This is a genomic window from Rhodoferax sp. GW821-FHT07F03 (genome assembly GCF_059418745.1).
The window spans coordinates 268,942-292,445 of the sequence record NZ_JBWKQM010000009.1 but is presented as its reverse complement, the minus strand read 5'-3'; the positions used below and the strand labels follow the sequence as shown (position 1 = coordinate 292,445).

Annotated in this window: 23 protein-coding genes; 11 read left to right on the top strand and 12 right to left on the bottom strand. The window is 63.9% G+C overall.

Annotated elements, in window-relative coordinates; translation table 11 throughout:
- Positions 1-12: 12 nt before the first annotated feature.
- From AC07R0_RS16020 to AC07R0_RS16010, 3 genes are all read right to left on the bottom strand, one after another.
- The gene (locus AC07R0_RS16020) at positions 13-2,901 is read right to left on the bottom strand and encodes a sensor domain-containing phosphodiesterase (RefSeq protein WP_495105590.1); all 2,889 of its coding nucleotides are present in this window, start codon (positions 2,899-2,901) and stop codon (positions 13-15) included.
- A gap of 342 nt (positions 2,902-3,243) precedes the next feature.
- Positions 3,244-3,549 (bottom strand): DUF4148 domain-containing protein, encoded by a 306-nt coding sequence (locus AC07R0_RS16015; protein ID WP_495105589.1) that lies wholly within the window; start codon positions 3,547-3,549, stop codon positions 3,244-3,246.
- A 113-nt stretch (positions 3,550-3,662) separates the two neighbouring features.
- Positions 3,663-3,962, bottom strand: a complete 300-nt coding sequence (locus AC07R0_RS16010) for a DUF4148 domain-containing protein (RefSeq protein WP_495099680.1) — start codon at positions 3,960-3,962, stop codon at positions 3,663-3,665.
- A 206-nt stretch (positions 3,963-4,168) separates the two neighbouring features.
- Here AC07R0_RS16010 and AC07R0_RS16005 point away from each other — a divergent pair, with 206 nt between their 5' ends.
- Positions 4,169-5,050 carry a LysR family transcriptional regulator gene (locus tag AC07R0_RS16005; RefSeq protein ID WP_495105588.1) on the top strand — a complete coding sequence of 294 codons (882 nt, stop codon included), beginning with the start codon at positions 4,169-4,171 and terminating at the stop codon, positions 5,048-5,050.
- A gap of 120 nt (positions 5,051-5,170) precedes the next feature.
- Here the strand turns inward: AC07R0_RS16005 and AC07R0_RS16000 are convergent, their stop codons facing one another.
- A complete protein-coding gene (locus AC07R0_RS16000) occupies positions 5,171-5,812 on the bottom strand; it encodes a glutathione S-transferase family protein (protein WP_495105587.1) in 642 nt (213 codons plus the stop codon).
- A 2-nt stretch (positions 5,813-5,814) separates the two neighbouring features.
- Positions 5,815-6,501 carry a dienelactone hydrolase family protein gene (locus AC07R0_RS15995; RefSeq protein WP_495099682.1) on the bottom strand — a complete coding sequence of 229 codons (687 nt, stop codon included), beginning with the start codon at positions 6,499-6,501 and terminating at the stop codon, positions 5,815-5,817.
- A gap of 92 nt (positions 6,502-6,593) precedes the next feature.
- On the opposite strand from AC07R0_RS15995, the gene AC07R0_RS15990 reads away from it, so the two are divergent.
- Both AC07R0_RS15990 and AC07R0_RS15985 read left to right on the top strand, forming a co-directional pair.
- Positions 6,594-7,379 carry an SDR family oxidoreductase gene (locus AC07R0_RS15990; protein WP_495105586.1) on the top strand — a complete coding sequence of 262 codons (786 nt, stop codon included), beginning with the start codon at positions 6,594-6,596 and terminating at the stop codon, positions 7,377-7,379.
- 11 nt (positions 7,380-7,390) lie between these two features.
- Positions 7,391-8,020 carry a MarC family protein gene (locus tag AC07R0_RS15985; protein WP_495105585.1) on the top strand — a complete coding sequence of 210 codons (630 nt, stop codon included), beginning with the start codon at positions 7,391-7,393 and terminating at the stop codon, positions 8,018-8,020.
- A 125-nt stretch (positions 8,021-8,145) separates the two neighbouring features.
- Here AC07R0_RS15985 and AC07R0_RS15980 read toward each other — a convergent pair whose 3' ends face one another.
- The gene (locus AC07R0_RS15980; protein ID WP_495105584.1) at positions 8,146-9,483 is read right to left on the bottom strand and encodes an MATE family efflux transporter; all 1,338 of its coding nucleotides are present in this window, start codon (positions 9,481-9,483) and stop codon (positions 8,146-8,148) included.
- 127 nt (positions 9,484-9,610) lie between these two features.
- Here AC07R0_RS15980 and AC07R0_RS15975 point away from each other — a divergent pair, with 127 nt between their 5' ends.
- The 4 genes from AC07R0_RS15975 to AC07R0_RS15960 all read left to right on the top strand — a co-directional run bounded on the left by AC07R0_RS15975 (position 9,611) and on the right by AC07R0_RS15960 (position 13,228).
- Positions 9,611-9,958, top strand: a complete 348-nt coding sequence (locus AC07R0_RS15975) for an aminoacyl-tRNA synthetase (RefSeq protein WP_495099686.1) — start codon at positions 9,611-9,613, stop codon at positions 9,956-9,958.
- An 89-nt stretch (positions 9,959-10,047) separates the two neighbouring features.
- Positions 10,048-10,512, top strand: a complete 465-nt coding sequence (locus AC07R0_RS15970; protein ID WP_495099687.1) for a hypothetical protein — start codon at positions 10,048-10,050, stop codon at positions 10,510-10,512.
- Positions 10,513-10,549: 37 nt separating this feature from the next.
- The gene (locus AC07R0_RS15965) at positions 10,550-12,175 is read left to right on the top strand and encodes a GMC family oxidoreductase (RefSeq protein WP_495105583.1); all 1,626 of its coding nucleotides are present in this window, start codon (positions 10,550-10,552) and stop codon (positions 12,173-12,175) included.
- 294 nt (positions 12,176-12,469) lie between these two features.
- On the top strand, positions 12,470-13,228 hold the full coding sequence (locus tag AC07R0_RS15960) for a sulfite exporter TauE/SafE family protein (protein ID WP_495099689.1): 759 nt from the start codon (positions 12,470-12,472) through the stop codon (positions 13,226-13,228).
- Positions 13,229-13,285: 57 nt separating this feature from the next.
- On the opposite strand, the gene mrdA is transcribed toward AC07R0_RS15960, so the two are convergent.
- The 4 genes from mrdA to AC07R0_RS15940 are packed head-to-tail and all read right to left on the bottom strand — an operon-like array spanning position 13,286 to position 17,895.
- A complete protein-coding gene (gene mrdA, locus AC07R0_RS15955) occupies positions 13,286-15,352 on the bottom strand; it encodes a penicillin-binding protein 2 (RefSeq protein WP_495099690.1) in 2,067 nt (688 codons plus the stop codon).
- Positions 15,349-15,876, bottom strand: a complete 528-nt coding sequence (mreD, locus tag AC07R0_RS15950) for a rod shape-determining protein MreD (protein ID WP_495099691.1) — start codon at positions 15,874-15,876, stop codon at positions 15,349-15,351. Before mreD ends, mrdA begins: the two co-directional genes overlap by 4 nt.
- A 25-nt stretch (positions 15,877-15,901) precedes the next feature.
- The gene (mreC, locus tag AC07R0_RS15945; protein ID WP_495099692.1) at positions 15,902-16,816 is read right to left on the bottom strand and encodes a rod shape-determining protein MreC; all 915 of its coding nucleotides are present in this window, start codon (positions 16,814-16,816) and stop codon (positions 15,902-15,904) included.
- A 35-nt stretch (positions 16,817-16,851) separates the two neighbouring features.
- Positions 16,852-17,895, bottom strand: coding sequence for a rod shape-determining protein (locus tag AC07R0_RS15940; RefSeq protein ID WP_295952839.1), 1,044 nt, complete (start codon positions 17,893-17,895; stop codon positions 16,852-16,854).
- A 199-nt stretch (positions 17,896-18,094) separates the two neighbouring features.
- Between AC07R0_RS15940 and gatC the strand changes: the two genes are divergently transcribed.
- From gatC to gatB, 3 genes are read left to right on the top strand one after another with little or no spacing between them, the layout of a single operon-like run.
- A complete protein-coding gene (gene gatC, locus AC07R0_RS15935) occupies positions 18,095-18,394 on the top strand; it encodes an Asp-tRNA(Asn)/Glu-tRNA(Gln) amidotransferase subunit GatC (RefSeq protein WP_495099693.1) in 300 nt (99 codons plus the stop codon).
- A 6-nt stretch (positions 18,395-18,400) separates the two neighbouring features.
- Positions 18,401-19,873 carry an Asp-tRNA(Asn)/Glu-tRNA(Gln) amidotransferase subunit GatA gene (gene gatA, locus AC07R0_RS15930; protein ID WP_495105582.1) on the top strand — a complete coding sequence of 491 codons (1,473 nt, stop codon included), beginning with the start codon at positions 18,401-18,403 and terminating at the stop codon, positions 19,871-19,873.
- Position 19,874: 1 nt separating this feature from the next.
- Entirely contained in the window at positions 19,875-21,332 is a 1,458-nt protein-coding gene (gene gatB, locus AC07R0_RS15925) for an Asp-tRNA(Asn)/Glu-tRNA(Gln) amidotransferase subunit GatB (RefSeq protein WP_495105581.1), read from the top strand.
- 12 nt (positions 21,333-21,344) lie between these two features.
- Here gatB and AC07R0_RS15920 read toward each other — a convergent pair whose 3' ends face one another.
- Together AC07R0_RS15920 and pyrE are read right to left on the bottom strand one after the other, a co-directional pair.
- A complete protein-coding gene (locus AC07R0_RS15920) occupies positions 21,345-21,941 on the bottom strand; it encodes a DUF4124 domain-containing protein (RefSeq protein ID WP_495105580.1) in 597 nt (198 codons plus the stop codon).
- 23 nt (positions 21,942-21,964) lie between these two features.
- The gene (gene pyrE, locus AC07R0_RS15915; RefSeq protein ID WP_495099697.1) at positions 21,965-22,657 is read right to left on the bottom strand and encodes an orotate phosphoribosyltransferase; all 693 of its coding nucleotides are present in this window, start codon (positions 22,655-22,657) and stop codon (positions 21,965-21,967) included.
- 11 nt (positions 22,658-22,668) lie between these two features.
- Here pyrE and AC07R0_RS15910 point away from each other — a divergent pair, with 11 nt between their 5' ends.
- The gene (locus tag AC07R0_RS15910) at positions 22,669-23,490 is read left to right on the top strand and encodes an exodeoxyribonuclease III (protein ID WP_495105579.1); all 822 of its coding nucleotides are present in this window, start codon (positions 22,669-22,671) and stop codon (positions 23,488-23,490) included.
- The last annotated feature ends 14 nt before the right edge of the window (positions 23,491-23,504 follow it).

Here is a 23,504-nt window from a genome sequence, read left to right as displayed (position 1 = left end):
CCGGTCACGTAGCTAAACAGCGGCCAGCCGACTAAGGTCCAGCGCCTCCTTGGGCACCGGCCTGGAGAAGTAGTAACCCTGCGCCTGGCCAGCGCCCATGTCGCGCAACAAGGCCAGGGTTTCGGCGTCTTCCACCCCCTCGGCGACGACGCTCAGGCCCAACGATTCGGCCATGCGCACAATGGCCCGCACGATGGCGCGGCTGCGCGGGCTGGCGCTCAGCTCCAGGATGAAGGACTTGTCGATCTTCAGGCCGCTGAAGTGGTATTGGTGCACATAGCTCAGCGACGAAAAACCGGCACCGAAATCGTCCAGCACCACCGACACGCCGTTGTCCGCCAGGTGCTTCATGGCCTGGCGCGCCAGCTCGGGCTCGGCCACCAGGGCGCCTTCGGTCAGCTCCAGGCAAATACGCGAGGGCGCCACGCCGTATTCGGCCAACAGACTGAGCACTTCGCTAGAGAATTCGGTGCGGGTGATGCTGTAGCTGGAGCAGTTCACATGCACGGTCGGCCAGTGCGCATGCTCAGGCTGCGCCAGGATCGCCACCACGCTTTGCAGCATGTAGAAATCCAGCCGACCAATCAGGCGCAGGCCCTCCAGCGCCGGCAGAAACTGGCCAGGTGCCACGATATTGCCACCCGGCTGGTGCCAACGGATCAAGGCCTCCATGGCCACAATGGTGCCGCTCTGCACATCCAGGATGGGCTGGAAATACGGCAGCAATTCGTCCGTGCGTTTGAGCGCATTGCGCAGTGCGCTCTCCTGCTCCATCTGGTCGGACACTTCGCGGCGCACTTCCTGGCTGAACAGCGCATAGCTGTCGCGCCCCGCGTTCTTGACGCGGTACATGGCGGTATCGGCGTCGCGCAGCAGGTCGGCCGGCTCCTGGTGGAACTGGCTGTTGGCGCCGACCACGCCGACACTGCAGGATGAAAACACGGTGTGCCCATCGACATGGAACGGCAGGTCGAAGGCCTGCACGATGCGCTCGGCTATGGCCGCCGTCACATCCGGCGATGCGCCAAAAGCCAGCACCGCGAATTCGTCGCCGCCCAGGCGGGCCAGCAGATCGCTGTCGCGCATGCAGTGGCGCAGGCGCTCCGCGACCTGGACCAACAACAGGTCACCGCAGTGGTGGCCCAGGCTGTCATTGACCATCTTGAAGCGGTCGAGGTCGATGAACATCACCACCAGCTCCTGGCCATGGGCGCAGTAGGCCTGCCAGGCGCTGTGCAGGCGTTGCTGCAGGTGCGCGCGGTTGGGTAGCCCGGTCAGCGAGTCGTGGGCGTTTTCGTGCTGCAGCTTGGCATTGGCGTGGTCCAGCTCGCGCGTGCGGTCCTGCACCCGCGCTTCCAGCCGCATATTGGCGGTGTGGATGGCTTCGGCCGCGCTGCGGCGGGACAAGGCGGTGTCGATATGCCGGGACACAAAGGTCAGCAACTCCTGGTCGCGCAACGAGTAATGGATGTCGGCCGAATAGCTTTGCACCGCCAGCACACCGCGCACCGTGTCACCATCGAACAGCGGAATGCCGAGCCAGGAATAGGATATGTCGGTGCCCCGATGCGCAGCGATCTCCCCCAGGTCCTCTAGGCGAACGATGTCCTGGGGGGTGATCAGACAGGGCCGCCGCTGGCGGATGACGTATTCGGTCACACCCCGCTCGCCCCGCCGGGCCTTGGGCGGCAGATCCATAAATTCGTCCACGTAGTACGGAAAGGTCACCTCGGCGGTCGCATCGTCAAACAGCGCGATGTAGAAATTGCGGGCAAACAGCAGCTCACCCACGATGCCGTGCAGGCCGCGGAACAGCTCGGCCATGTCGCCCGGCTGGCTGGCCAACTCGGTGATCTGGAACAAGGCGCGCTGCAGGTGCTCGGCGCGTTCGCGATCGGCTACCTCGTGCCGCAGCGCGTCGTTCAGGGTGGACAGCTCCAGGGTGCGCCGGGCCACGGTTTCCTCGAGGTGCGCGCGATGCAGGATCCGGTCCAGCGCCATCGCCACGTGACGCGCCACCACCAGGAACAGCTCGCGGTCCTCCACGCTGTAGATGCGCGACACGTCGTACACCTGCATGGCCAGCATGCCGAACACCTCGTCCGAGGCGTTCTTCAGCGGCACCCCCATCCAGAATTCCGGGCGGTGGCCCACACAGTAAAAGCGCCCTTGCGCCTGCGCCGCGGCAATGTCCGTGGCGTCGATGAACAAGGCCTGGCCAGTGGTCAGCACATAGTGGGTCATGGACAGCCGCTGGCGGTCAATGGACTCGTATTCCTCGGTTTCAAAGGCATCGGCGTTGTCGATGTAGTACGGATAGGTGACCTTGTCGATTTGGCTGTCGTACAGCGCCAAGTAGAAGTTTTCGGCATCGATCAGGGTCGACAGCTGGCGATGCACACCTTGCAGGAAAGCCCGCCGCTCGCGGGTGGAGCTGGCCAGGTAGGTGATCTCAAACAGCACCCGTTGGCTGGCCTGGGCCCGGGCCAGCGCGTCGGTCTGCAAGCGCAGGCCCAGCTTGCGCGCCAGATCCGCCAAGTGCGGATTGCCGGCCTCGCTGTGCGGGGCGAGCAGCCAACCCAAGGCACTTTCACCCTGGCCAGTGACCCACCGGTGCAGGCCCTGGTCTTGGCAAAACGCATCGAATGCCTCTTGGGCAAGGGTTTCAGGCCAGTTCCCGGCCACGTCGCCCTGCCCGATGCGATGCAGTGTGTTCCCCGCACGGTACGCCGCCCATGGCAGGGCAGGCACGCTGTTCTTGGCTGCGCCCAACAAGGCTTGCAGGCTGTCTTGGGGGGCTGCGGTTTGCGCCAAAGCCGCATTCCCGGACGCGCCCAGATCCCCCGCTGTGTGGCCTGCATGCGGTGGCGATGGGTCTTGTGTGGGGAAACGGGAAGTCATCGGCGCTCCATGCCAGCTGTCAGCCCGCTATCTTCGTTGCTTGCAAGCGCGTATTGCAAGTGTCCTTCGTGTTTTTCGCGCCCCAAACGTCGGAAATCGAGGGTTTTCCAAGTTTTACGCGGCAACTGCGGGCCTGTGCATCCACCCGTACCTGTTTGCTGCAAGATTTATAGCTGCCAGCGCAGTATTTATCTGCGCCAGCGACCATTTGTATCTACACCCCACGGCGGCGGAACCGCTCCTGTACAAAGGCTATCTGGGCCATCGGGGCCGCGCACGAGGTGCAAAACGCAAAAAGGGCGGTGTCGCCACCGCCCTTGAAGCTCAATCCCGGTACAGGGATTAGCTGTGTTCTACAGGGATCTGACCGGCATTGCGGGCTGCCACGTACTCGGCCATGACCTGTTCACGGGTCTTGGTGCTGGGGGCCTCGGCAATCACGGGGTAGTTGTTGTCGTTACCGATCAGCAGCGTGCCGTCCTTGCGGGCCTGGGCCAGCTCGGCTTGCACGTCGGCGCGGGTCTTGGTGCTGACGCTGGCGGTCTCGGGATAGTTGCGGTCTGCAGAGCTCTCAGCAAATGCAGCACTGGTAGCAGCCACGGAAGCCAAAGCGATCAGGGCAGAAACGGCGAATTTAGAAGCAGACATGGTAGTTCCTTAGAGTTGTTAGTGGGATGTAATGCGAGGGAACTTTGGCGCCATGCGCCCTCTCTTGCAGAGGACTGCATGGCAGCACGGCACGCCCTCAGGCCTGTTTTTAATTAGCTGCGCTCAACCGGGATCAGACCGGCATTGCGGGCAGCCACGTACTCGGCGATCACGTCAGCACGGGTCTTGTTGCTGACAACTTGCGGCAACACGGGGTAGTTGTTGTCATTGCCGATCAGCAGCGTGCCGTCCTTGCGGGCCTGGACCAGCTGGGCCTGCACTTCAGCGCGGCTCAAGGTGCTGGGGGTGTTGATTTGGGGGTAGTTGTTGTCGTTTCCGGCAAATGCTGCGCTGGTAGCGGCTACGGAAGCCAGAGCAATCAGGGCGGAAGCGGCGAATTTAGATGCAGACATGGTGATTCCTTTTAAACATAAACATGAAATGGAGGGAACCTTGTCGCCATGCACCCGTCTTCCTGGGTTACATCGCATTCAAAGCACACTCACAGTGTTGCAAGCTAGGGTTTGCAAGCTTGCTCATACTGTGAATAGCAGATAGGCGCGAAGTTTCAGCTTTAAACAGGTCGAAATGGAACAAGTCTGTTTCGACAACGGAAACAATGGATACCCTCGAACTCATACGCACCTTCCGCGAAGTCGCTCAGCGCGGCAGCTTTTCCATGGCCGCGAAAACACTGGATGTGTCCAAGGCCAACGTCAGCAAATACGTGGCAGCCCTGGAAGCCCGCCTGGGCACGCGCCTGCTGAACCGCACCACCCGCACCGTCAGCCTGACCGACGCTGGCAGCCTGCTGCTCAAACGCAGCACACCGCTGCTGGAAATCGTCGATCTGACCCGCGACGAGTTGAGGCACCGCTCACGCCAGCCCAGCGGCCGCCTGCGCCTGACCGCGCCTGTGGGTCTGGGCAATACCGAGCTGCCTGATTTGCTGGCCGACTTCATCCGCCGCTACCCCGATGTGCACATCAGCCTGGATCTGAGCAACCGCCAAATCGATATGGTGGACGAAGCCATAGACATTGCACTGCGGGTTGGGCGCATTACCGACTCCAATCTCATCGTGCGCAAACTACGCACCGTCGAGCTGCTGGTCTGCGCCAGCCCCGCGTACTGGCAACAACGCGGCATACCGCTGCACCCGGACGATCTCACGGAGCACGACGCGCTCACCTACTCTCTCATAGGAGCGCCGGAGTGGCGCTTCATAGTGGACGGCAAGCTACACCTCGTACCCGTGCAAAGCCGCATGGACGCCACAGACAGCGCGCCGCTGATACATATGGCACTGCAAGACCTAGGGATGGTCATCATGCCGCGCATGCTGATCCAAAAATACCTGGACAGCGGCGAGTTGCAGCCGGTGCTGGAAGACTTCCAGTCCAATGACCTGTGGCTGTACGCGGCCTATACGCAGCGCCGCCACAACAGCGCTGCGCTGAAGGCTTTACTGGCGTTTATGGAAGAGCGCTGGAAGACTTGAACACCCCCAGGCTTGCCCACTGCGTGTGGCCTCCTCCCCCCTTGCAGGGGGCGATACCAGTGGCCCGGCGGAGCCGGTTCCACGGTATCTCTGGAAGGGGGAGATTGGCGCCGCTGGTGTTTACACCAGCGGCTGCGGAATCTTCTCCGTTGCAAAGGCGCGTTGCACTGCGGGGCGGGCCAGCACGCGCTGCAGGTAGGGGCCTAGCTGCGGCAGGCTGCGCGCGGGGCGGGCGAAGTTGCGGGTCCAGCGGCACAGCATCAGGGCGTAGGCGTCTACGGCGCTGTACTGTGCGCCCAGCAGCCAGGGGCCGCCATGGCGGGCTAGCTCGGCTTCCAGTTGGTCCAGCAGACTGCCAACGCGTGCCTCCGCGTGCGCCTTTACGCTGGCCGCACCTGCTGCGTCGTCGGCCCAGCGTTCGGGGTAGAAGTACAGGATCAAGCTGGCCTGCAGCGTGTTCGTCAGCCACACCAGCCATTTGTAGAAATGCGCACGCTCGGGCGTGGCCAGGGGCGGTGCCAGGCCGGCTGCGGAGTGGCAATCCGCCAGGTGCAGGCAGATGGCGGCTGCTTCATACAGCACCAGGTCGCCCTCCACCAGCACCGGGATCAAGCCGTTCGGGTTCAGGCGCAGATACTCGGGCGATTTGTGGCCACCGTGTTCACGGTCTACCGGCACCAGCTGGAACGGCAGGCCCAGCTCTTCCAGCAGGATGTGCGGCGCCATGCTGGCCGTACTGGATGCGTAGTGCAGCTGCAACATACTCACGCCAGGTGCCGCTCGAAAAATGCCAGCGAACGCTCCAGCGCCAGGGCGGCCGACGGGGCATCGAAGGCGCCACGCTGGTCGCAGTTGAAGCCGTGGTCTGCCGGGTACAGGCGCAAATCCACGCCGGGGTGGGCCTGGCCAAAGGCCTTGACCGACTCCAGGCTGATGCCATGGTCACGCTCGCCAAAGTGCGACAGCACCGGCACCAGGGGCTGGCGTGCCACTTCGGCCGGGCCGGTCATGCCACCGCCGTAATAGGTGACCACCGCGCTCAACCCCGGCACCAGGCTGGCCGCACGCCAGCTGAGCAAGCCGCCCCAGCAGTACCCCACGGCACCGACTTTGCCCGCACGGGCCGCATAGGCCAACGCGGCCTGGATGTCATGCATCAGGATGGTGACGCCCTGGGCCTCGGCGGCGGCCTTCAGGGCGATGCCGGCCTGTACATCCTCGGGGGTGTAGCCAATATCCACCCCGGGCTGGACACGCTGGAACATGGCCGGCGCCACGACCAGGTAGCCCGCAGCGGCGTAGCCATCGGCCACGGAACGGATGTGGCTGTTCACACCAAAGATTTCCTGGAGCACCAGCACCGCGCCCTTGGGCGCGCCGCTGGGCGTAGCCACATAGGCCGGCAGCACAAAACCGTCGGCGGCGGTGAGATCAACGAAAGAGGAAGACATACAAGCAGCTCCTGAAAGGACTAAGTAGGCAGGGATCTATCCGAGAGCGGCATGGTACTGGTATCGTTCCATCTCCACAGACAAGGCCCGGCATGACCCCATCCCCTGCTCATCCCGTATTGCTGGTCACCGGCGGCGGCCGGGGCATCGGCGCTGCCACCGCGCGCCTGGCCGCGCAGCGCGGCTATGCAGTGGCCATCAACTACGCGCACCAGGCCGCTGCGGCCGAACAGCTGGTGGCCGACATCCAGGCCCTGGGCGGCCTGGCTCTGGCGGTGCAGGCGGATATTTCCGATGAAACCCAGGTACTGCGGCTGTTCGCCACAGTAGATGCGCAGCTGGGGCCGCTACGCGCCCTGGTCAACAATGCTGGCGTGGTGGATGTCACCGCCCGCGTGGACAGCATGGACGCGGCCCGGCTGCAACGCATGTTCGGCGTAAACGTGATCGGCAGCTTCTTGTGCGCGCGCGAAGCCGTGCGGCGCATGGGCACGCGCCACGGCGAGCGCAACTTCGGCCCGGGCTACGGCCAGGGTGGCGCCATCGTGAATGTGTCCAGCGCCGCGTCGCGCCTGGGCTCACCCGGCCAGTATGTGGACTACGCGGCGTCCAAGGGCGCCATCGACACCATGACCATAGGCCTGGCCAAGGAAGTGGCCGACGAGGGCATCCGCGTCAACGCCGTGCGCCCGGGCGTGATCGACACCGAGATCCATGCCAGCGGCGGTCTGCCCGACCGGGTGCGTGATCTGGCCGCCGGCATTCCCATGCAGCGCGGCGGCACGGCCGAAGAGGTGGCCCAGGCCATACTGTGGCTGCTCAGCCCCGAAGCCAGCTACACCACCATGGCACTGGTGGATGTGGCGGGTGGACGTTAAGCTCGGCGCCCATGGATACCAAACCCCTCATCACCCTGCTGGCGATCGTCAACCCGTTGGCCATCGTGCCTTTTTTCATCCACTACACGCAGAGCTTCTCGGCCGCGCAGCGCAAGCGCACCATCTGGGTGTCGTCGTTCAGCGTGTTCGTGGTGATCGCCATCAGCGCCCTGCTGGGCCTGCAGATCCTGGACTTTTTCAATATCTCGCTGGCCAGCTTCCAGGTGGGCGGCGGCCTGCTGCTGATGACCTCCTCGCTGAGCATGCTGAACGCCCAGCCGGCCGAGGCCAAATCGAATGCCGATGAAATACAGGACGCCTCCGAGCGCGCCGCCGTGGGCTCCAGCATCGCCGTGGTGCCGCTGGCCATTCCCCTGCTGACCGGCCCGGCCAGCATGTCCACCGTGGTGATTTACGCCGACCGCGCCAAGTCCTTCTGGCAGCTGATGACCCTGGTGGGCTACGGCGTGGTGATCGGCCTGGCCACTGCCCTGTGCTTCGCGCTGGCCCAGCCCATCGCCCGCATCCTGGGCAAGACCGGCATCAATGTGATGACCCGGCTGATGGGCCTGATCCTGGCCGCGCTGGCGGTGGAGGTGATGGCCGAGGGCCTGCACAAGCTGTTTCCGGTACTGGGCTAACCCATATGCACTCCGCCATCTCGGGCGTCTTACTGGTGCTGACCTGGGTGGCACAGACCTGCAGCGGCAGCTGATTGCTATTTAATTAGTAGCTACTAGCGCAGATACAACCTGCGCTAGCGGCATTATTCCTGCCCAATCTGCCGGGCCAGGCGCGTGGCCATCAGCATCGCCATCACGCCGAAAATGGCGCTGCCCACACCGGCCCCGGCCAGCACGCCCACCGGGCCGTAGTGCGCGCCCCACCAGGCAAACGGAATAGTGCCCAGCGTGGCCCGAGCCCAGTTGAAGCCCGTGGACCACAGCGGGCGGCCCAGGTTGTTGAACGCGGCATTCGCCACGAACAACGCGCCGATAAAGAAGAAGCTGGGCGCCAGCCAGCTGCAGTACATGCGGACCAGATGCGCCGCATCGCCATCCACCCCGAAGACCTGCACCAGCAGGCCCTGGCCCAGCGCCAGCAGCAGCCAGGCAGCGCCCACGGCCATCACCATGAAGCGCAGGCTGTCGCGCAGGCCCTGGCGCACCCGGTCGAACGCACGGGCCCCCAGGTTCTGGCCCAGGATAGGGCCGACCGCGCCGCTGAGCGCGTACACCATGCCAAAAGCCACCGGTGTCAGCCGGTCGATGATGGCCTGGCCGGCCACGGCCGAGGCGCCAAACTGCGCGATGGAATGCGTCACAAAGGCCGCCCCCACCGGCGTCGCCAGATTGCTCAGCACACCGGGGCCGGCTACCGCCGCCAGGGCCCGGGCATCGGCCAGCAGGTGGCCGCGCTCCAGCCGGCCCAGCAGATGGTGGCGCAGCACGCCGCGCAGCCCTACCGCCGCCAGAATGCTGCGCGAGACCACCGCCGTGGCAGCAGCGCCGTCCAGCCCCATGTGCAGGCCGAAAATCAGGATCGGGTCAAGCACCGCCGTGACCACCGCCGCGCCCAGGGTCACCTGCATGGCGCCCCGCGCATCGCCCACCGAGCGCAGCAGAGCCGAGCAGGCCATGCCTATGCCCAATAGCGGCAGGGCATGCACGGTCACGCCCAGGTAGCGCGCGGCCAGCCGCTCGGTCTCGCCCGCCGCGCCCAAGGTGCGCAGCAGCGGGTGCAGAAACGGCGCTGTGCCGCTGCCCACCAGCGCCGCCGCCAGCACCATCCAGAACAGGCTGGACATGGCCAGGCGGCGCGCATCCTCGGCCCTGCCTGCACCCACCGTACGCGACACCACGGCCGCAATGCCGATGGTCAGCCCTATGCACAGCGAGGTGTGGAAGAAGCCCACCACCCCGGCAAAACCCACGGCCGCGGCAATCGACTGCTCGCCCAGGCGGGCGATGTAGAACAGGTTGATCAAATCCACCACAAACACCGCCACCAGCCCGATGGCCGAGGTAGTGGACATCACCGCCACATGGCGAAACAATGGACCGGTCACAAAACGGGCAGGAGCGGAACCAGGGGATGCAGGCATGGCGCAGACCGGTAAAACGGGGCACCATGGTAACTGTGCTGCACTATTAAATATATAGCTGCTTGCGCTTGTTATATCTGCGCAAATGGCCGGTTTTACTTGCCACAACATAGGAGTCCATATGCGCATGACCGACGAAGAATACTTCCGCAGCTGTGTTGCCAAGGAACGCCAGCTGGCCCATTTGCTGGGCCACCACCAGATCGAGGAATGCTACGAGAGCGCAGGCACGTTGTGGGAAGGCACGCACAAGCTGCCGCAGTGGACCCGCAGCTGGGCCGCCTGCGGGCCGCTGCTGGCGCAGCACGGCATCCAGCTGCTGTTTGGCAGCGATGCGGCGGGCGCCTGGGTGCGCGCCGGCAGCACCACCCAGCACATGGCCGACCACCCGAATGCCGACCGCGCGGTGATGATGGCCGTGGTCAGGGAAGTGATACACCGGCTGGAGCACCCCAAGGCGGTGCGCGCGGCTTGATACAGGTGCCGGCAAACGCAGGAATTGCAGGGATTTTCAACCGCTTAGCTGCAATTCATTGGTAAGGTCAATGGCTACCATGGCTCTCCATGAACAACCCAAGCCTGCGCCACGATTCGCCCTGGAACACCGAGCTGTTGTTGCCCCGTGTGACAGACAACCACCAACTGCTGGAGCTGCAGATTCTGCTCGGCGGCCTGCAACTGGTGCTCAGCCGCGTCCACCCGGCCTTCGTCGCCACCCGCTTCGTTGCCACACGGCAACTGACGCTGCGGCTGATACGTGGCATCGAATACGACGATGCCCAGAAAGCCCATGTCGGCAGCTCCGACCTGCAACGCACGCTGAACGAAACCGAGAAGTCGCTGGACCCCGGCAGCCTGATGGTGCTGCGCAAGCTGCTGACGCAAACCATCAAGGACGAGCAGACTGCCGCCCCAATGGCGCATGCCGAGTTCACCTACAGCGACTTCATCGCCGAAGAGCAGCTGGCCGCCAAGTTCGGCAACCGCCAGGCCGATCAACTGGGCAGCGCCGCACTGGCACCGCACTGAGAGCGGCCCGGCGCCGGCTGCGCACCTGAGCCGCCCCGTGGACACGCATTTCGACACCATCATCATCGGCGCAGGCACCGCTGGCTGCCTGCTGGCCAAGCGCCTGAGCGAAGACCCGCAGCGCCGCGTGCTGCTGCTGGAAGCCGGCCGCCACGACAACTACCCCTGGATCCACATCCCCGTGGGCTACCTGTACTGCATAGGCAACCCGCGCACAGACTGGCTCTACCGTACCCAGCCCGAGCCTGGCCTCAACGGCCGCGCGCTGCGCTACCCGCGCGGCAAGGTGCTGGGCGGCAGCTCCAGCATCAACGGCATGATCTATATGCGCGGCCAAGCCCGCGACTACGACCATTGGGCCAGGTTGACCGACGACCCGGCCTGGAGCTGGGAGCAGACCCTGCCCTACTTCCGCCGCCACGAGGACCACTATCTGGGCGGCGACGCATTGCACGGCGTGGGCGGCGAATGGCGCATTGAAAAGCAGCGCCTGCGCTGGGACGTGCTGGACGCCTTCGCCCTGGCGGCCCAGCAGGCCGGCATACCGGCCAGCCCCGACTTCAACCGCGGCGACAACCATGGCGTAGGCTATTTCGAAGTCACGCAAAAGCGCGGCTGGCGCTGGAACACGGCCAAGGCCTTTCTGCGCCCGGCCTGCATGGGCCGGCCCAACTTCACGCTGTGGACCTCGGCCCAGGTGGAGAAGCTGAACACCGCCACCCAGGCCGACGGCAGCCTGCGCTGCACCGGCGCCCAGGTGCGGGTGGACGGGCAGATGCTCACGGTCCACGCGGCGCAGGAAGTCATTCTGTGCGCCGGCAGCATAGGCTCGCCGCAGATACTGCAGCTGTCTGGCATAGGCCCGGGCGCGCTACTGCAGCGGCACGGCATTGCCGTGGCGCACGACCTACCCGGCGTAGGGGCCAACCTGCAAGACCATTTGCAGATACGCGCCGTCTTCAAGGTGCAGGGCGTACCCACCCTGAACGTGCTGGCCAACAGCCTGTGGGGCAAGGCCCGCATCGGACTGGAATACGCGTTGCACCGCAGCGGCCCGATGAGCATGGCGCCCAGCCAGCTGGGAGCCTTCACCCGCAGCGACCCGGGCCGGCCCTACCCGAACATCCAGTACCACGTGCAGCCGCTGTCGCTGGACGCGTTTGGCGAGCCGCTGCACCGCTTCCCAGCGTTTACCGCCAGCGTCTGCAACCTCAACCCCACCAGCCGTGGCACGGTGCAGATCCAGAGCCCGCGCATAGACGACCCGCCGGCCATCGCACCGCAGTACCTGAGCACGGCCGAGGACCGCCAGGTGGCCGCCGATTCGCTGCGCATGACCCGGCGCATCGTCGCCCAACCGGCGCTGGCGCCCTACCGCCCCGAGGAATGGAAGCCGGGCGCGCAGTACCAGAGCGATGCCGAACTGGCCGCGCTGGCCGGTGACATCGCCACCACCATCTTCCACCCCGTGGGCACCACCCGCATGGGCCGCGCCGACGACCCGCTGGCCGTGCTGGACAGCCGCCTGCGGGTGCGCGGCGTGGCCGGCCTGCGGGTGGTGGACGCGGGCGCCATGCCCAGCATCACCAGCGGCAATACCAATGCCCCCACGCTGATGCTGGCCGAAAAGGCCGCCGAGTGGATACTTCGGCCGGAACTTTGATGTAGATCAAACGCCTGGCCGGGCCAGGGTAAGTCCTCATACGCGTGCACCGACATGGGGCTACATTTACGCCACTTGCAGAGAGGACCAGCGCCTCTACCAGCGAGGGTCCGGGGAGACATCCAGCAGAATTATCAAAATATGATTTAGACATCCGAACGAGATGTTTTTCAAAAGCGCCGCTTCATCCCGGCGCTTTTTTATTTTCTGGACAAAAATCGCCTCCAGCGCAGGTTCTTCCTATGCAACCAGCTACCAAATAAATAGCAAACCAGGGATGGGAAAATCCCCGGCATGGAACTCCTATTTGTCTCGTTGGCCTCGCTATTGGCCGGTTTTATCGATGCCATCGTTGGCGGTGGCGGCCTGATCCTGGTGCCCGCCCTGTTCGCCACCTTCCCCAGCACCCACCCCGCCACACTGTTCGGCGTGAACAAAGGTGCCTCAATTTGGGGCACGGGCTTTGCCACCTGGCAGTACAGCCGCCGCGTCGAGATGCGCTGGGCTGCACTGCTGCCAGCCGCACTGGCCGGCTTTGTGGGCGCCTTCGGCGGCGCCTGGCTGGTCACGGTAATTTCGCCCGACTTCTTGCGCAAGCTGCTGCCCCTGGTGCTGGTCGCCGTGCTGGGCTATACGCTGGTGAAGAAGGACCTGGGCCGGGTGCATGCGCCGCGCTTCAGCGGCCGCCAGGAGGCGCTGGTGGCCAGCGCCATCGGGCTGACGATTGGTTTCTACGACGGCTTCTTCGGCCCCGGCACGGGCAGCTTTTTCGTGTTTCTGCTGGTGCGCTGGCTGGGCTACGACTTTCTGACCGCCTCGGCCTCGGCCAAGTTGCTGAACACCGCCACCAACCTGGCGGCGCTGATTCTGTTCATCTCCACCGGCCACATCTGGTGGCACTACGTGCTGTTCATGGCCATCGCCAATGTGGTGGGTAGCGTGCTGGGCTCGCGCCTGGCGCTGAAGCACGGCACGGGCTTTGTACGCGGCGTGTTCATCGCGGTGGTGAGTGCGCTGATCTTGAAGACTGGCTACGCCGCCTTTTTGCAATAGCGCGCCAGGGCTGTATCGCTACGAATTAAATAGCGACTAGCGTAGGTACTACCTGCGCTAGCCGGCTTTTTTCTGTACAAGCACCGGCCGACTGGCAGGTACGCGCGGCGCAGATGCGCCGGACGCCGCAGAGGCCACTCCAGCAGCGGCAGAAGCCGCCGCCACAGGTGCAGAGGCCGGTGCGCCGGGCAGGTCGGGCACATCGGCCACGGCACGCGGCGTGCCTATGGGGGTCTGGGCCAGGCCCTTTTGTACCGCTGCCATGTCTTCTACCGAAGGGTATTGGTGCAGCAACCAGTAGTCGAAAACACGGCGCGCGATCGGCGCGGCATTGGCTCCACCAAAGCCGGCGTTTTCCACCACCATGGCCAGGGCGATCGTCGGGTTGTCCGCCGGAGCGAAGGCCATGTACAAGGCGTGGTCGCGGAAGCGTTCGGCGGTGCGCGCAGCGTTGTATTTTTCGTTCTGACCTATGGTCACCACCTGGGCTGTGCCGGTCTTGCCAGCAGCCACATAGCTGGCGCCACGGAAGGCCGTGGCGCCCGTGCCCTCCACGTTCACGCCCACCAGGGCTTTCTTGATGACGTCGATGTTCACGGCCTTGGCAATCGACTCGGCCTTGATCTCGCGCAGGGTCTGCTGCGCGGTGTGCGAGACCACGTCCACCACCTCTTTCACCAGGTGGGGCTTCATCTTCACGCCGTCGTTGGCGATGATGCCGGTGGCCGAGGCCAGCTGCAGCATGGTGAAGTTGTTATAGCCCTGGCCAATGCCCAGCGAGATGGTCTCGCCGGCATACCACTTCTGTTGCTCGGGCCGCTTGTAGGCGCGGCGCTTCCAGTCGGTGGACGGCAGAATGCCGCGCACCTCGCCGTAGATGTCGATGCCGGTGAGGCTACCAAAGCCGAACTTGCCAACCTCGTCGTGGATCAGGTCCACCCCCATGTCGTTGGCCAGCATGTAGTAATAGGTGTCGCAGGACTGGACGATGGATTTATACATATCCACCGTGCCATGGCCGCCTTCCTTGTCATCACGGAAGCGGTGGCCGGCCAGCAGGAAGAAACCAGGGTCGAAAATCGCCTGCTGTGGCGTGCGTTTGCCGGTTTCCAGCGCGGCCAGGGCCATGAAGGGCTTGTAGGTGGAGCCTGGCGGGTAGGTGCCGCGCAGGGCCCGGTTCAGCAGCGGCTTGTCGGGCGACTCGTTCAGCGCGGCCCAGTTCTCTGCATCGATACCTTCCACAAACAGGTTCGGGTCGAAGGTTGGTTTGCTGACAAAAGCAAGCACCTCGCCGGTCTTCGGGTCCAGTGCCACCATGGCACCGCGCCGGTCGCCGTACAGGTCTTCGATCAGCTTCTGCAGCTTGATGTCGATGGACATGACCACGGTGTTGCCGGGAGTGGCCGGGTTGCTGGCCAGCTTGCGCACGGCACGGCCGCCGGCCGAGGTTTCGATTTCCTCCACCCCGGTCAGGCCGTGCAGCTGGGCTTCATAGCTTTGCTCCACGCCCAGCTTGCCTATGTATTCGGTGCCGCTGTAGTTGTCGGCATCGTCCGAGTCGTCGATGCGCGCCTTTTCGGCCTGGTTGATGCGACCGATGTAGCCGATCACGTGGCTGGCCAACTCACCGTAAGGGTAGCTGCGGAACAGGCGGGCCTTCACGTCCACACCCGGGAAGCGGTAGCGCTGGGCGGAGAAGCGGGCCACCTCGATATCCGTCAGCCGGGTACGGATGGGCAGCGATTCGAAATTACGCGACTCCTCCAGCAACTTCTTGAAGCGACGTCGGTCACGCGGCTGGATATCCACAACCTGGGACAGGCCCTCGATGGTCTCCTCCAGGTCCTCCACTTTGCTGGGCGTGATCTCCAGGGTGTAGGCCGAATAATTGCTGGCCAGCACCACGCCATTGCGGTCCAGGATCAGACCCCGGTTGGGCACCACCGGGACAATCGCCGTGCGGTTGTTTTCGGCTTGCTCCAGCAAGTCCTCATGCCGCACGATCTGCAAATAGCCCAGCCGCGCCACCAGCCCGCTAAAGGCCAGTGCCACCACCACCCCTGCCGCCACCAGCCGTGTGCGAAAGCGCGACAGCTCGGCGCCAACATCCTTCAGTTCGGTCATAGAGGCCGGGTTTTATCGGGGTCGGGTGCCATGCGCTGTGGCGCCAGCAAGGCCACGCTGACGAAAGGCCACAGCACGGCCTCCAGCAGAGGCGCCAGCAACATCCACCAGCCAGGGAAGATGCCGCCGCCCAGCATGCGCAGCACCAGATCGATCACATGGGCCGCCACGAACAATGGCAGCACCTGCATGGCCTGGGACGGCACCGTAAACCACAGCAGCCGGCGGTGCATGGCAATCGCCAGAAAGCTGAGCACGGTGTAGGACAGCGCATGCTGACCCAACAGGCCGGTCTGGTGCACGTCCATGCACAGCCCGAAAAAGAAGGCCGTACCAATCCCCACGCGCAGAGGCTGATGCACGCTCCAGAACACCAGCAACACGGCCAGCAGGTCCGGCACCCAGGGCACACGGCCCCAGGCCATGTTCACCGCCATATTGAAGAACAGCGCCAGCACCAGGCTGAAAGCAATGAAAACCGGATTTGCAGGCAACAGCAGCTGCTGGCCAGGACGCATGATCATAAGCAGCCCCTGCGCATATAAGTGCTCACTTCTTTGCTCCTTTTTTGGGAGCAGCTGCAGGAGCTGGTACGGGCAGATCGGGCAGACCCACGGGTTGCAGCACCATCACATGGCGAGCGCCCGATACCTGGGCCACCGGGCTGCAGTAAATACGCGCAAAGGCCGAGTCGGCGCGCCGCTCGATACGGGCAATCTTGGCCACCTGCAGACCCAGCGGATAGACGCCGTCCACCCCGCTGGTGGTCAGCACATCACCCACCTGCACGTCCGAATTGCCGGCCATGAAGCGCAGCTCCAGCTGGCTGCCCGAGGCGCTGGTGGGGTCGCCATAAGCCACGCTGCGGGCGCCGGTGCGGGTATTCAGAACGGGAATCGCCTGGTCGCGGTCGATCAGCAAAGTGACCTCGCTGACCATGGGGTGGGCCCGTGTCACCTGGCCCAGCACGCCCAGTCCGTCGAGCACGGGCGAGCCGGCCACCACGCCCTGGGTCGTGCCCTTGTCGATGATGACCTTGCGGGTATAGGGATCGGCCGCGTCGTACAACACCTCGGCCGTCTGTTGTGGCGTGGATATCTGGGCACGCAGCTCCAGCAGCTGGCGCAGGCGCTGGTTCTCCAGCGCCAGCATTTCCACCTGACCGGCGCGTTGCGACTGGGCTGCCAGCTGGCGCTGGGCCTGGTCGGCCTGGGCCTGCAGGCTGGACAGGGACTCCATATAGGCGCCCCCACCGCGTACCAAGCGCAACGGCTCCATCACCACCCACTGCACGGGGTACAGCACGGTGGCCAAAGCGGCGCGCAAGGGCCGCATCAGGGTAAAACGCGCATCGGCCACCATCAGAAACAGGGCCAGGGCGCTAAAGAAAATCAGCTTGCTCAGGGCCGAAGGGCCCTGTTTGAAGAACGGCGGGGGGTTTCTGTCCAGCGTACCAAGTGGCATCGCTGTACCTCTGATTGGAAGTCGCTAAAACCGGCTTATTCGCTGGTGAAGATAGAGCCCAAACGCTCCATCCGCTCCAGGGCGATACCGCAGCCGCGTACCACGCAGGTCAGTGGCTCTTCGGCCACCAGCACCGGCAGGCCGGTTTCTTCGGCCAGCAGGCGGTCCAGGTCGCGCAGCAGGGCGCCACCGCCGGTCAGCATCATGCCGCGGTCGGCAATGTCGGCACCGAGTTCAGGCGGAGTTTGTTCCAGCGCGTTCTTGACGGAGGCCACGATGTTGTTCAGTGGGTCGGTCAGCGCTTCCAGAATTTCGTTGCTGGAAATGGTGAAGCTGCGCGGCACGCCTTCGGACAGGTTGCGGCCCTTGACTTCCATCTCTTTGACTTCGGAGCCGGGGAAGGCCGAACCGATGTTCTTCTTGATGGCTTCGGCGGTGGGCTCGCCGATCAGCATGCCGTAGTTGCGGCGGATGTAGTTGATGATGGCATCGTCGAAACGGTCGCCGCCGACACGCACGCTGCCCTTGTAGACCATGCCGCCCAGCGAGATCACACCGACTTCGGTGGTACCGCCGCCGATGTCCACCACCATGGAGCCGCTGGCTTCCGACACCGGCAAGCCGGCGCCGATGGCCGCTGCCATGGGTTCTTCGATCAGGTACACCTCGGAGGCGCCGGCGCCCAAAGCCGATTCACGGATGGCGCGGCGCTCGACCTGGGTAGAGCCGCAAGGCACGCAAATAATGATGCGCGGGCTGGGGCGGAATACGCCACGCGGGTGCACCATCTTGATGAACTGCTTGAGCATCTGCTCGGTGACGGTGAAGTCGGCGATCACGCCATCTTTCATCGGGCGGATGGCCTCGATGTTGCCGGGCACTTTGCCCAGCATGGCCTTGGCTTCCTTGCCTACGGCTTGGATGGTTTTTTTACCCTGGGGTCCGCCTTCATGGCGGATGGCGACTACGGACGGTTCGTCGAGCACAATGCCCTTGCCGCGTACGTAAATCAGGGTGTTGGCGGTGCCAAGGTCAATGGCCAGGTCGGTCGAAAAATACCGACGAAAAGTCCCAAACATGCAAAATCCTCTCAGGCATGGCCTGCGCATCGGCCTGCCATCGCCCTGTATAACGGGTCAAATAGGGGTTTTCGGTGCAAATACCGGCGATTTCGCAGCGGATACACCAAAGGCGGGATAATACCGCATCCCCTGTGCAGAACGCCCGCGTACGCCGCGTAAACGGCACTTTACTTTCGTTTTCTCACCTGTCTTACACATGGCCCTGACGCTTCCAGAACTCGACCGCATTGCCAATCTGGCACGGCTAGAACTCCAACCCGCCGAGAGCGAGCGCCTGCTCTCGCAACTCAATGGTTTTTTTGGCATTGTGGAAAAAATGCGCGCGGTGGACACCACCGGGATTGAACCGCTGGCGCACCCGGTGGCCGCCATCCAGGACATCACGCTGCGCCTGCGCGACGACGTGGTCAGCGAGCCCAACCAGCGCGAAGCCAACCAGCAAACCGCCCCTGCCGTGGAACGCGGCCTGTTTCTCGTCCCTAAAGTCATTGAATAAAGCGCCATGAGCCTCCCCTCCCAACTCCACGACCTGTCGCTGGTCGAACTGGCCCAACAGCTGCGCGCACGCAAGGTCTCCGCCGTCGAAACTACCCAGCATTTCCTGGCCCGCGCGCAAACCCACGCGCCGCTGGGCGCCTACCTGGCCATGGACGAAGCCGTCAGCCTACGCCAGGCCCAGGCCGCCGATGCGCGTCTGGCCAATGGCACGGCCGGTACGCTAGAAGGCGTACCGATGGCGCACAAGGACATCTTCGCCACCAAAGACTTCCCGACCACCGCCGGCTCCAAGATGCTTGCCGGCTATCGCTCACCTTTTGATAGCACAGTTGTCAATCAGTTGGCGCAGCAGGGCGTGGTTACCCTGGGAAAACTGAACTGCGATGAGTTCGCCATGGGCTCGGCCAATGAGAACTCTGCCTTCCAGCCCGTGCAGAACCCCTGGGACACCAGCCGCATCCCCGGCGGCTCTTCGGGCGGCAGCGCGGTCGCCGTGGCCGCGCGCCTGGTGCCGGCAGCCACCGGCACCGATACCGGCGGCTCCATCCGCCAGCCGGCCTCGTTCTGCGGCATTACCGGCATCAAGCCGACCTATGGCCGCGCGTCGCGCTATGGCATGGTGGCGTTTGCCTCCAGCCTGGACCAGGCCGGCCCGATGGCGCGCAGCGCCGAAGACTGCGCGCTGCTGCTGAGCACACTCTGTGGCCCGGACCTGGACCGCGACTCCACCTCGCTGGACCTGCCCGCCGAGAACTACAGCCGCCAGCTAAACGACTCCATCGAAGGCTTGCGTATCGGCGTACCGGCGGAATTCTTCGGCGAGGGTCTGGCGCCTGACGTACGTGCCGCCGTGGATGCCGCGCTGCAGGAATACACCAAACTAGGCGCCAAGCTGGTGCCCATCACACTGCCGCGCACGGAAATGGCCATCCCGGTCTACTACATCATTGCGCCGGCCGAGGCCTCCAGTAACCTGAGCCGCTTCGACGGCGTGAAATTCGGCCACCGTGCCGACAAATACGTCGACCTGGTCGATATGTACAAAAAGACCCGCGCCCAAGGTTTTGGCGACGAGGTGAAGCGCCGCATCATGATCGGCACCTATGTGCTGAGCCACGGCTACTACGACGCCTACTACCTGCAGGCCCAAAAAATCCGCCGCATGATTGCCGACGACTTCCAGCAAGCCTTCCAGCAGTGCGACGTGATCGCCGGCCCGGTGGCGCCCACCGTGGCCTGGAAGCTGGGCGACAAGTCCGCCGACCCGGTCGCCAGCTACCTGGCCGACATCTTCACCCTGCCCTCGTCGCTGGCCGGCCTGCCCGGCATGAGCATTCCCGCCGGCTTTGGCGAGGCCGGCATGCCTGTCGGCCTGCAGCTGATCGGCAACTACCTGCAAGAAGCCAAGCTGCTGAACGTGGCCCACCGCTTCCAGCAGGCTACCGACTTCCACACACGCCAACCCGCGGGCTTCTGATATGAGCAAAGCAACCCCTTCCCTGCTGGTGCAGGGCTATGAAGTCGTCATCGGCTTTGAAACCCATGCCCAGCTCTCCACACAGAGCAAAATCTTCAGCCGTGCCTCCACGGCCTTCGGTGCCGAACCCAATACCCAGGCCTGCGCGGTCGATCTGGCCTTGCCCGGTACGCTGCCGGTGATGAACAAGGGTGCGGTCGAACGCGCCATCCAGCTCGGCCTGGCGCTGGGCTCGCACATCGCGCCGCGCAGTGTGTTTGCGCGCAAAAACTACTTTTACCCGGATCTGCCCAAGGGCTACCAGATCAGCCAGTTCGAGATTCCGGTGGTGCAAGGCGGCAGCGTGGAGTTCTTCCTGGGCGACGAGAAGAAGTCCGTGCGGCTGGTGCGCGCGCATTTAGAAGAAGATGCGGGCAAATCGCTGCACGAAGACTTCATTGGCCAAACCGGTATCGACTTGAACCGCGCTGGCACGCCGCTGCTGGAGATCGTTACCGAGCCGGACATGCGCTCCAGCGCCGAGGCTGTAGCCTATGCCAAGGAGCTGCACAAGATCGTCACCTGGATCGGCATCTGCGACGGCAACATGCAAGAGGGCTCGTTCCGCTGCGACGCCAACGTGTCGGTGCGCAAGCCCGGCGGCCCCTTGGGTACACGCCGCGAGATCAAAAACCTGAACAGCTTCAAGTTCATGCAACAGGCCATCGACTTTGAGGTGCGCTGGCAGATCGAGCAGATCGAAGACGGGCTGGAGATCCAGCAGGCCACGGTGCTGTTCAACCCTGACACCGGCGAAACCCGTGCCATGCGGACCAAGGAAGACGCCGCCGACTACCGCTACTTCCCCGACCCGGATCTGCCGCCGCTGGTGGTGGCACCCGAGTGGGTGGAGCGCGTGCGCTCTGAAATGGCCGAGCTGCCCCGTGTCATGGCGGCCCGCCTTGTGGCCGATTTCAACCTGTCGGAATACGACGCCAATGCCTTGACGCAAAGCAAGGAGATTGCCGGCTATTTCGAAGCCGCCATTGCCGCTGGCGCCCAGCCCAAGCTGGCCGCCAACTGGATCATGGGCGAGCTGGCACGGCGCCTGAACGGGCAAGACCTGGACATTGCCCAAGCCCCCGTTTCCGCGGCAAAACTGGCGCAATTGCTGGTACGCATTGCCGACAGCACCATCTCCAATAATGCAGCCAAGCAGGTGTTCGATGCGCTGTGGACCGATGCCGACGCCCAGGTGGATGCGATCATCGAGGCCAAGGGGCTGCGCCAGATGAACGACACCGGCGCGCTAGAAGCCATCGTGGATACGGTGATTGCGGCCAATGCCAAGAACGTGGCCGAGTTCAAAGCCGGCAACAGCAAAGCTTTGAACGCGCTGGTGGGTCAGATCATGAAGGCCAGCCAGGGCAAGGCCAACCCAGGGCAGATCAACGAACTGCTGAAGGCCAAGCTGGCCTGATAACCCGGCGGCTCAGCGGGCCCCGCTCCACAGGGGCTTGAGCCGGGCCAGCTCTTCGTCGAAACGGTCGTTTACGCGCTGCTTCTCCTGCTGCTGGTTGGCGATGAAGCGCTGTTGGGCCAGCACGCTCTCGTCGTTGTCTGTCATGCGGCGGCGCAGGGCAAACGGTGCTTTACTGGGGTCCTTGGCGTAAAACTCCATCTCTGCGTCCAGGGACTTGCGCTGCTGCGCCAGATCGGCCAAACGGGTGTTGGCCGCGCGGATCACCTCGTCCACCTGGGTCAGTGCTTCGCTGCGGCTGGCGTCGTGCGCGGCCTGGTTCTTGTAGCGGGCCAGCAGCGCGCGGTTGCGCCGGCGCTCTTCGTTGGCACGGGCCTTGTCTTCCGTGTCCTTTTTCTCCAGGGCGGCCTGGGCGGCTTCTTCTTGCGGGGTGAGCACGGGGGCAACACTGCGTTTCACCGTGCCGCTGGAGTTGAGCTCTTTTTGCTCGCGGTCCATACATTCGGGAATCGGCCGGTCAGAGGTGAGACGCTTGCCCCGTCCGTCTATACAGGTGAAGATGCCTTGCGCGCCCGCACCAAGGTGCAGGCCAGCACACAGAGCAAACATCCCCAAACACCTCACCCAAGCTATCACACGGTTCCTTTGTCTACGCCGTAGCGCTGCCTATATGCCAGCACCTTCGGGTAGTGAGCCCGTAATTCGTCTGTGCCATTTGTTTCCAAATATTGCAGCAAGTCGGCCAGCTTCGCAATAGCGCACACCTGCATGCCTAATTGGTCACGCACATACTGCACCGCGCTGTGCGGTACATCACGCCCAGCCTCGGTCGCCATTTCCTGGCGGTCCAGCGCAATCACCACCGCATGGGGCGTGGCGCCGGCCGCCTGGATCAAGGCTATCGACTCGCGGGCGGCTGTGCCGGCCGACATCACGTCGTCCACGATCAGCACCCGGCCCTTGAGCGGCGCGCCTACCAGGGTGCCGCCTTCGCCATGGTCCTTGGCTTCCTTGCGGTTGTAGGCAAACGGCAGGTTACGGCCATGCCGGGCCAGCTCCACCGCCACAGTGGCAGCCAGCGGAATGCCTTTGTAGGCCGGGCCGAAAATCATGTCAAACTCGATGCCGCTGTGCAGCAAGGCCTGTGCATAGAATTCGGCCAGACGCTGCATGCGGGCGCCGTCGTCGAACAAGCCAGCGTTGAAGAAGTAGGGGCTTAAGCGGCCGGCTTTGGTTTTGAATTCACCAAAGCGCAGCACCCCCGCATCGACCGCGAACTGCACAAAATCCTGCGCCAAACTGCCCGGCGCTTTACTTTCCACCATGGGGGAATTCCTTGTTCAAATTAACCAGCCTGAATTTAAACGGTATCCGCTCGGCTGCCACCAAAGGCGTAGAAGCCTGGATTGCCGCCACTGCGCCGGATTGTATTTGTGTCCAAGAAGTAAAGGCCCAAGCGGCCGATGTGCAGGGCAAATTCGAACAAATGGCCGGCCTGCAAGGCTACTTTCACTTCGCCGAAAAAAAGGGCTACTCCGGCGTGGGTGTGTACAGCAAACATACCCCCAGCGAAGTCGTGACGGGCTATGGTTCACCGGAATTTGATGCCGAAGGCCGCTATGTGGAACTGCGCTTTGACACGCCCAAGCGCAAGTTCTCCATCATCAGCTGCTACTTTCCCAGCGGCTCTTCGGGTGACGAGCGGCAGCAGGCCAAGTTCCGCTTTCTGGCCGAAATGCGCCCCTACCTGACCGCCTTAAAGCAAAGCCGCGATTTCATCCTTTGTGGGGACGTCAACATCGCCCACCAGGCCATAGACCTGAAAAACTGGCGCGGCAACCAGAAAAACAGCGGCTTCCTGCCCGAAGAGCGCGCCTGGATGACCCACCTGCTGGCCCGTGCCGACCTGGACCCGTTGGCCGCCGAAGGCCTGGGCCTGGTGGACGTGTACCGGCAACTGCAGCCCACCGCCACCGACACCGCCTACACCTGGTGGAGCAACCGCGGCCAGGCCTATGCCAACAACGTGGGGTGGCGGCTGGACTACCACCTGGCCACGCCAGCCATCGCCGCCCTGGCACGCAGCGAGCACATCTACAAGGATGTGAAGTTCTCCGACCACGCGCCTATCACCATCGACTACGACTTCGCGCTGTAAACCGGCATCGCCCC

Bases quoted from the DNA above. Each gene is read 5' to 3' on its own strand.
- AC07R0_RS16020 (WP_495105590.1), bottom strand. From the start codon at position 2,901: ATGACTTCCCGTTTCCCCACACAAGACCCATCGCCACCGCATGCAGGC.
- AC07R0_RS16015 (WP_495105589.1), bottom strand. From the start codon at position 3,549: ATGTCTGCTTCTAAATTCGCCGTTTCTGCCCTGATCGCTTTGGCTTCC.
- AC07R0_RS16010 (WP_495099680.1), bottom strand. From the start codon at position 3,962: ATGTCTGCATCTAAATTCGCCGCTTCCGCCCTGATTGCTCTGGCTTCC.
- AC07R0_RS16005 (WP_495105588.1), top strand. From the start codon at position 4,169: ATGGATACCCTCGAACTCATACGCACCTTCCGCGAAGTCGCTCAGCGC.
- AC07R0_RS16000 (WP_495105587.1), bottom strand. From the start codon at position 5,812: ATGTTGCAGCTGCACTACGCATCCAGTACGGCCAGCATGGCGCCGCAC.
- AC07R0_RS15995 (WP_495099682.1), bottom strand. From the start codon at position 6,501: ATGTCTTCCTCTTTCGTTGATCTCACCGCCGCCGACGGTTTTGTGCTG.
- AC07R0_RS15990 (WP_495105586.1), top strand. From the start codon at position 6,594: ATGACCCCATCCCCTGCTCATCCCGTATTGCTGGTCACCGGCGGCGGC.
- AC07R0_RS15985 (WP_495105585.1), top strand. From the start codon at position 7,391: ATGGATACCAAACCCCTCATCACCCTGCTGGCGATCGTCAACCCGTTG.
- AC07R0_RS15980 (WP_495105584.1), bottom strand. From the start codon at position 9,483: ATGCCTGCATCCCCTGGTTCCGCTCCTGCCCGTTTTGTGACCGGTCCA.
- AC07R0_RS15975 (WP_495099686.1), top strand. From the start codon at position 9,611: ATGACCGACGAAGAATACTTCCGCAGCTGTGTTGCCAAGGAACGCCAG.
- AC07R0_RS15970 (WP_495099687.1), top strand. From the start codon at position 10,048: ATGAACAACCCAAGCCTGCGCCACGATTCGCCCTGGAACACCGAGCTG.
- AC07R0_RS15960 (WP_495099689.1), top strand. From the start codon at position 12,470: ATGGAACTCCTATTTGTCTCGTTGGCCTCGCTATTGGCCGGTTTTATC.
- mrdA (WP_495099690.1), bottom strand. From the start codon at position 15,352: ATGACCGAACTGAAGGATGTTGGCGCCGAGCTGTCGCGCTTTCGCACA.
- mreD (WP_495099691.1), bottom strand. From the start codon at position 15,876: ATGATCATGCGTCCTGGCCAGCAGCTGCTGTTGCCTGCAAATCCGGTT.
- mreC (WP_495099692.1), bottom strand. From the start codon at position 16,816: ATGCCACTTGGTACGCTGGACAGAAACCCCCCGCCGTTCTTCAAACAG.
- AC07R0_RS15940 (WP_295952839.1), bottom strand. From the start codon at position 17,895: ATGTTTGGGACTTTTCGTCGGTATTTTTCGACCGACCTGGCCATTGAC.
- gatC (WP_495099693.1), top strand. From the start codon at position 18,095: ATGGCCCTGACGCTTCCAGAACTCGACCGCATTGCCAATCTGGCACGG.
- gatA (WP_495105582.1), top strand. From the start codon at position 18,401: ATGAGCCTCCCCTCCCAACTCCACGACCTGTCGCTGGTCGAACTGGCC.
- gatB (WP_495105581.1), top strand. From the start codon at position 19,875: ATGAGCAAAGCAACCCCTTCCCTGCTGGTGCAGGGCTATGAAGTCGTC.
- AC07R0_RS15920 (WP_495105580.1), bottom strand. From the start codon at position 21,941: ATGTTTGCTCTGTGTGCTGGCCTGCACCTTGGTGCGGGCGCGCAAGGC.
- pyrE (WP_495099697.1), bottom strand. From the start codon at position 22,657: ATGGTGGAAAGTAAAGCGCCGGGCAGTTTGGCGCAGGATTTTGTGCAG.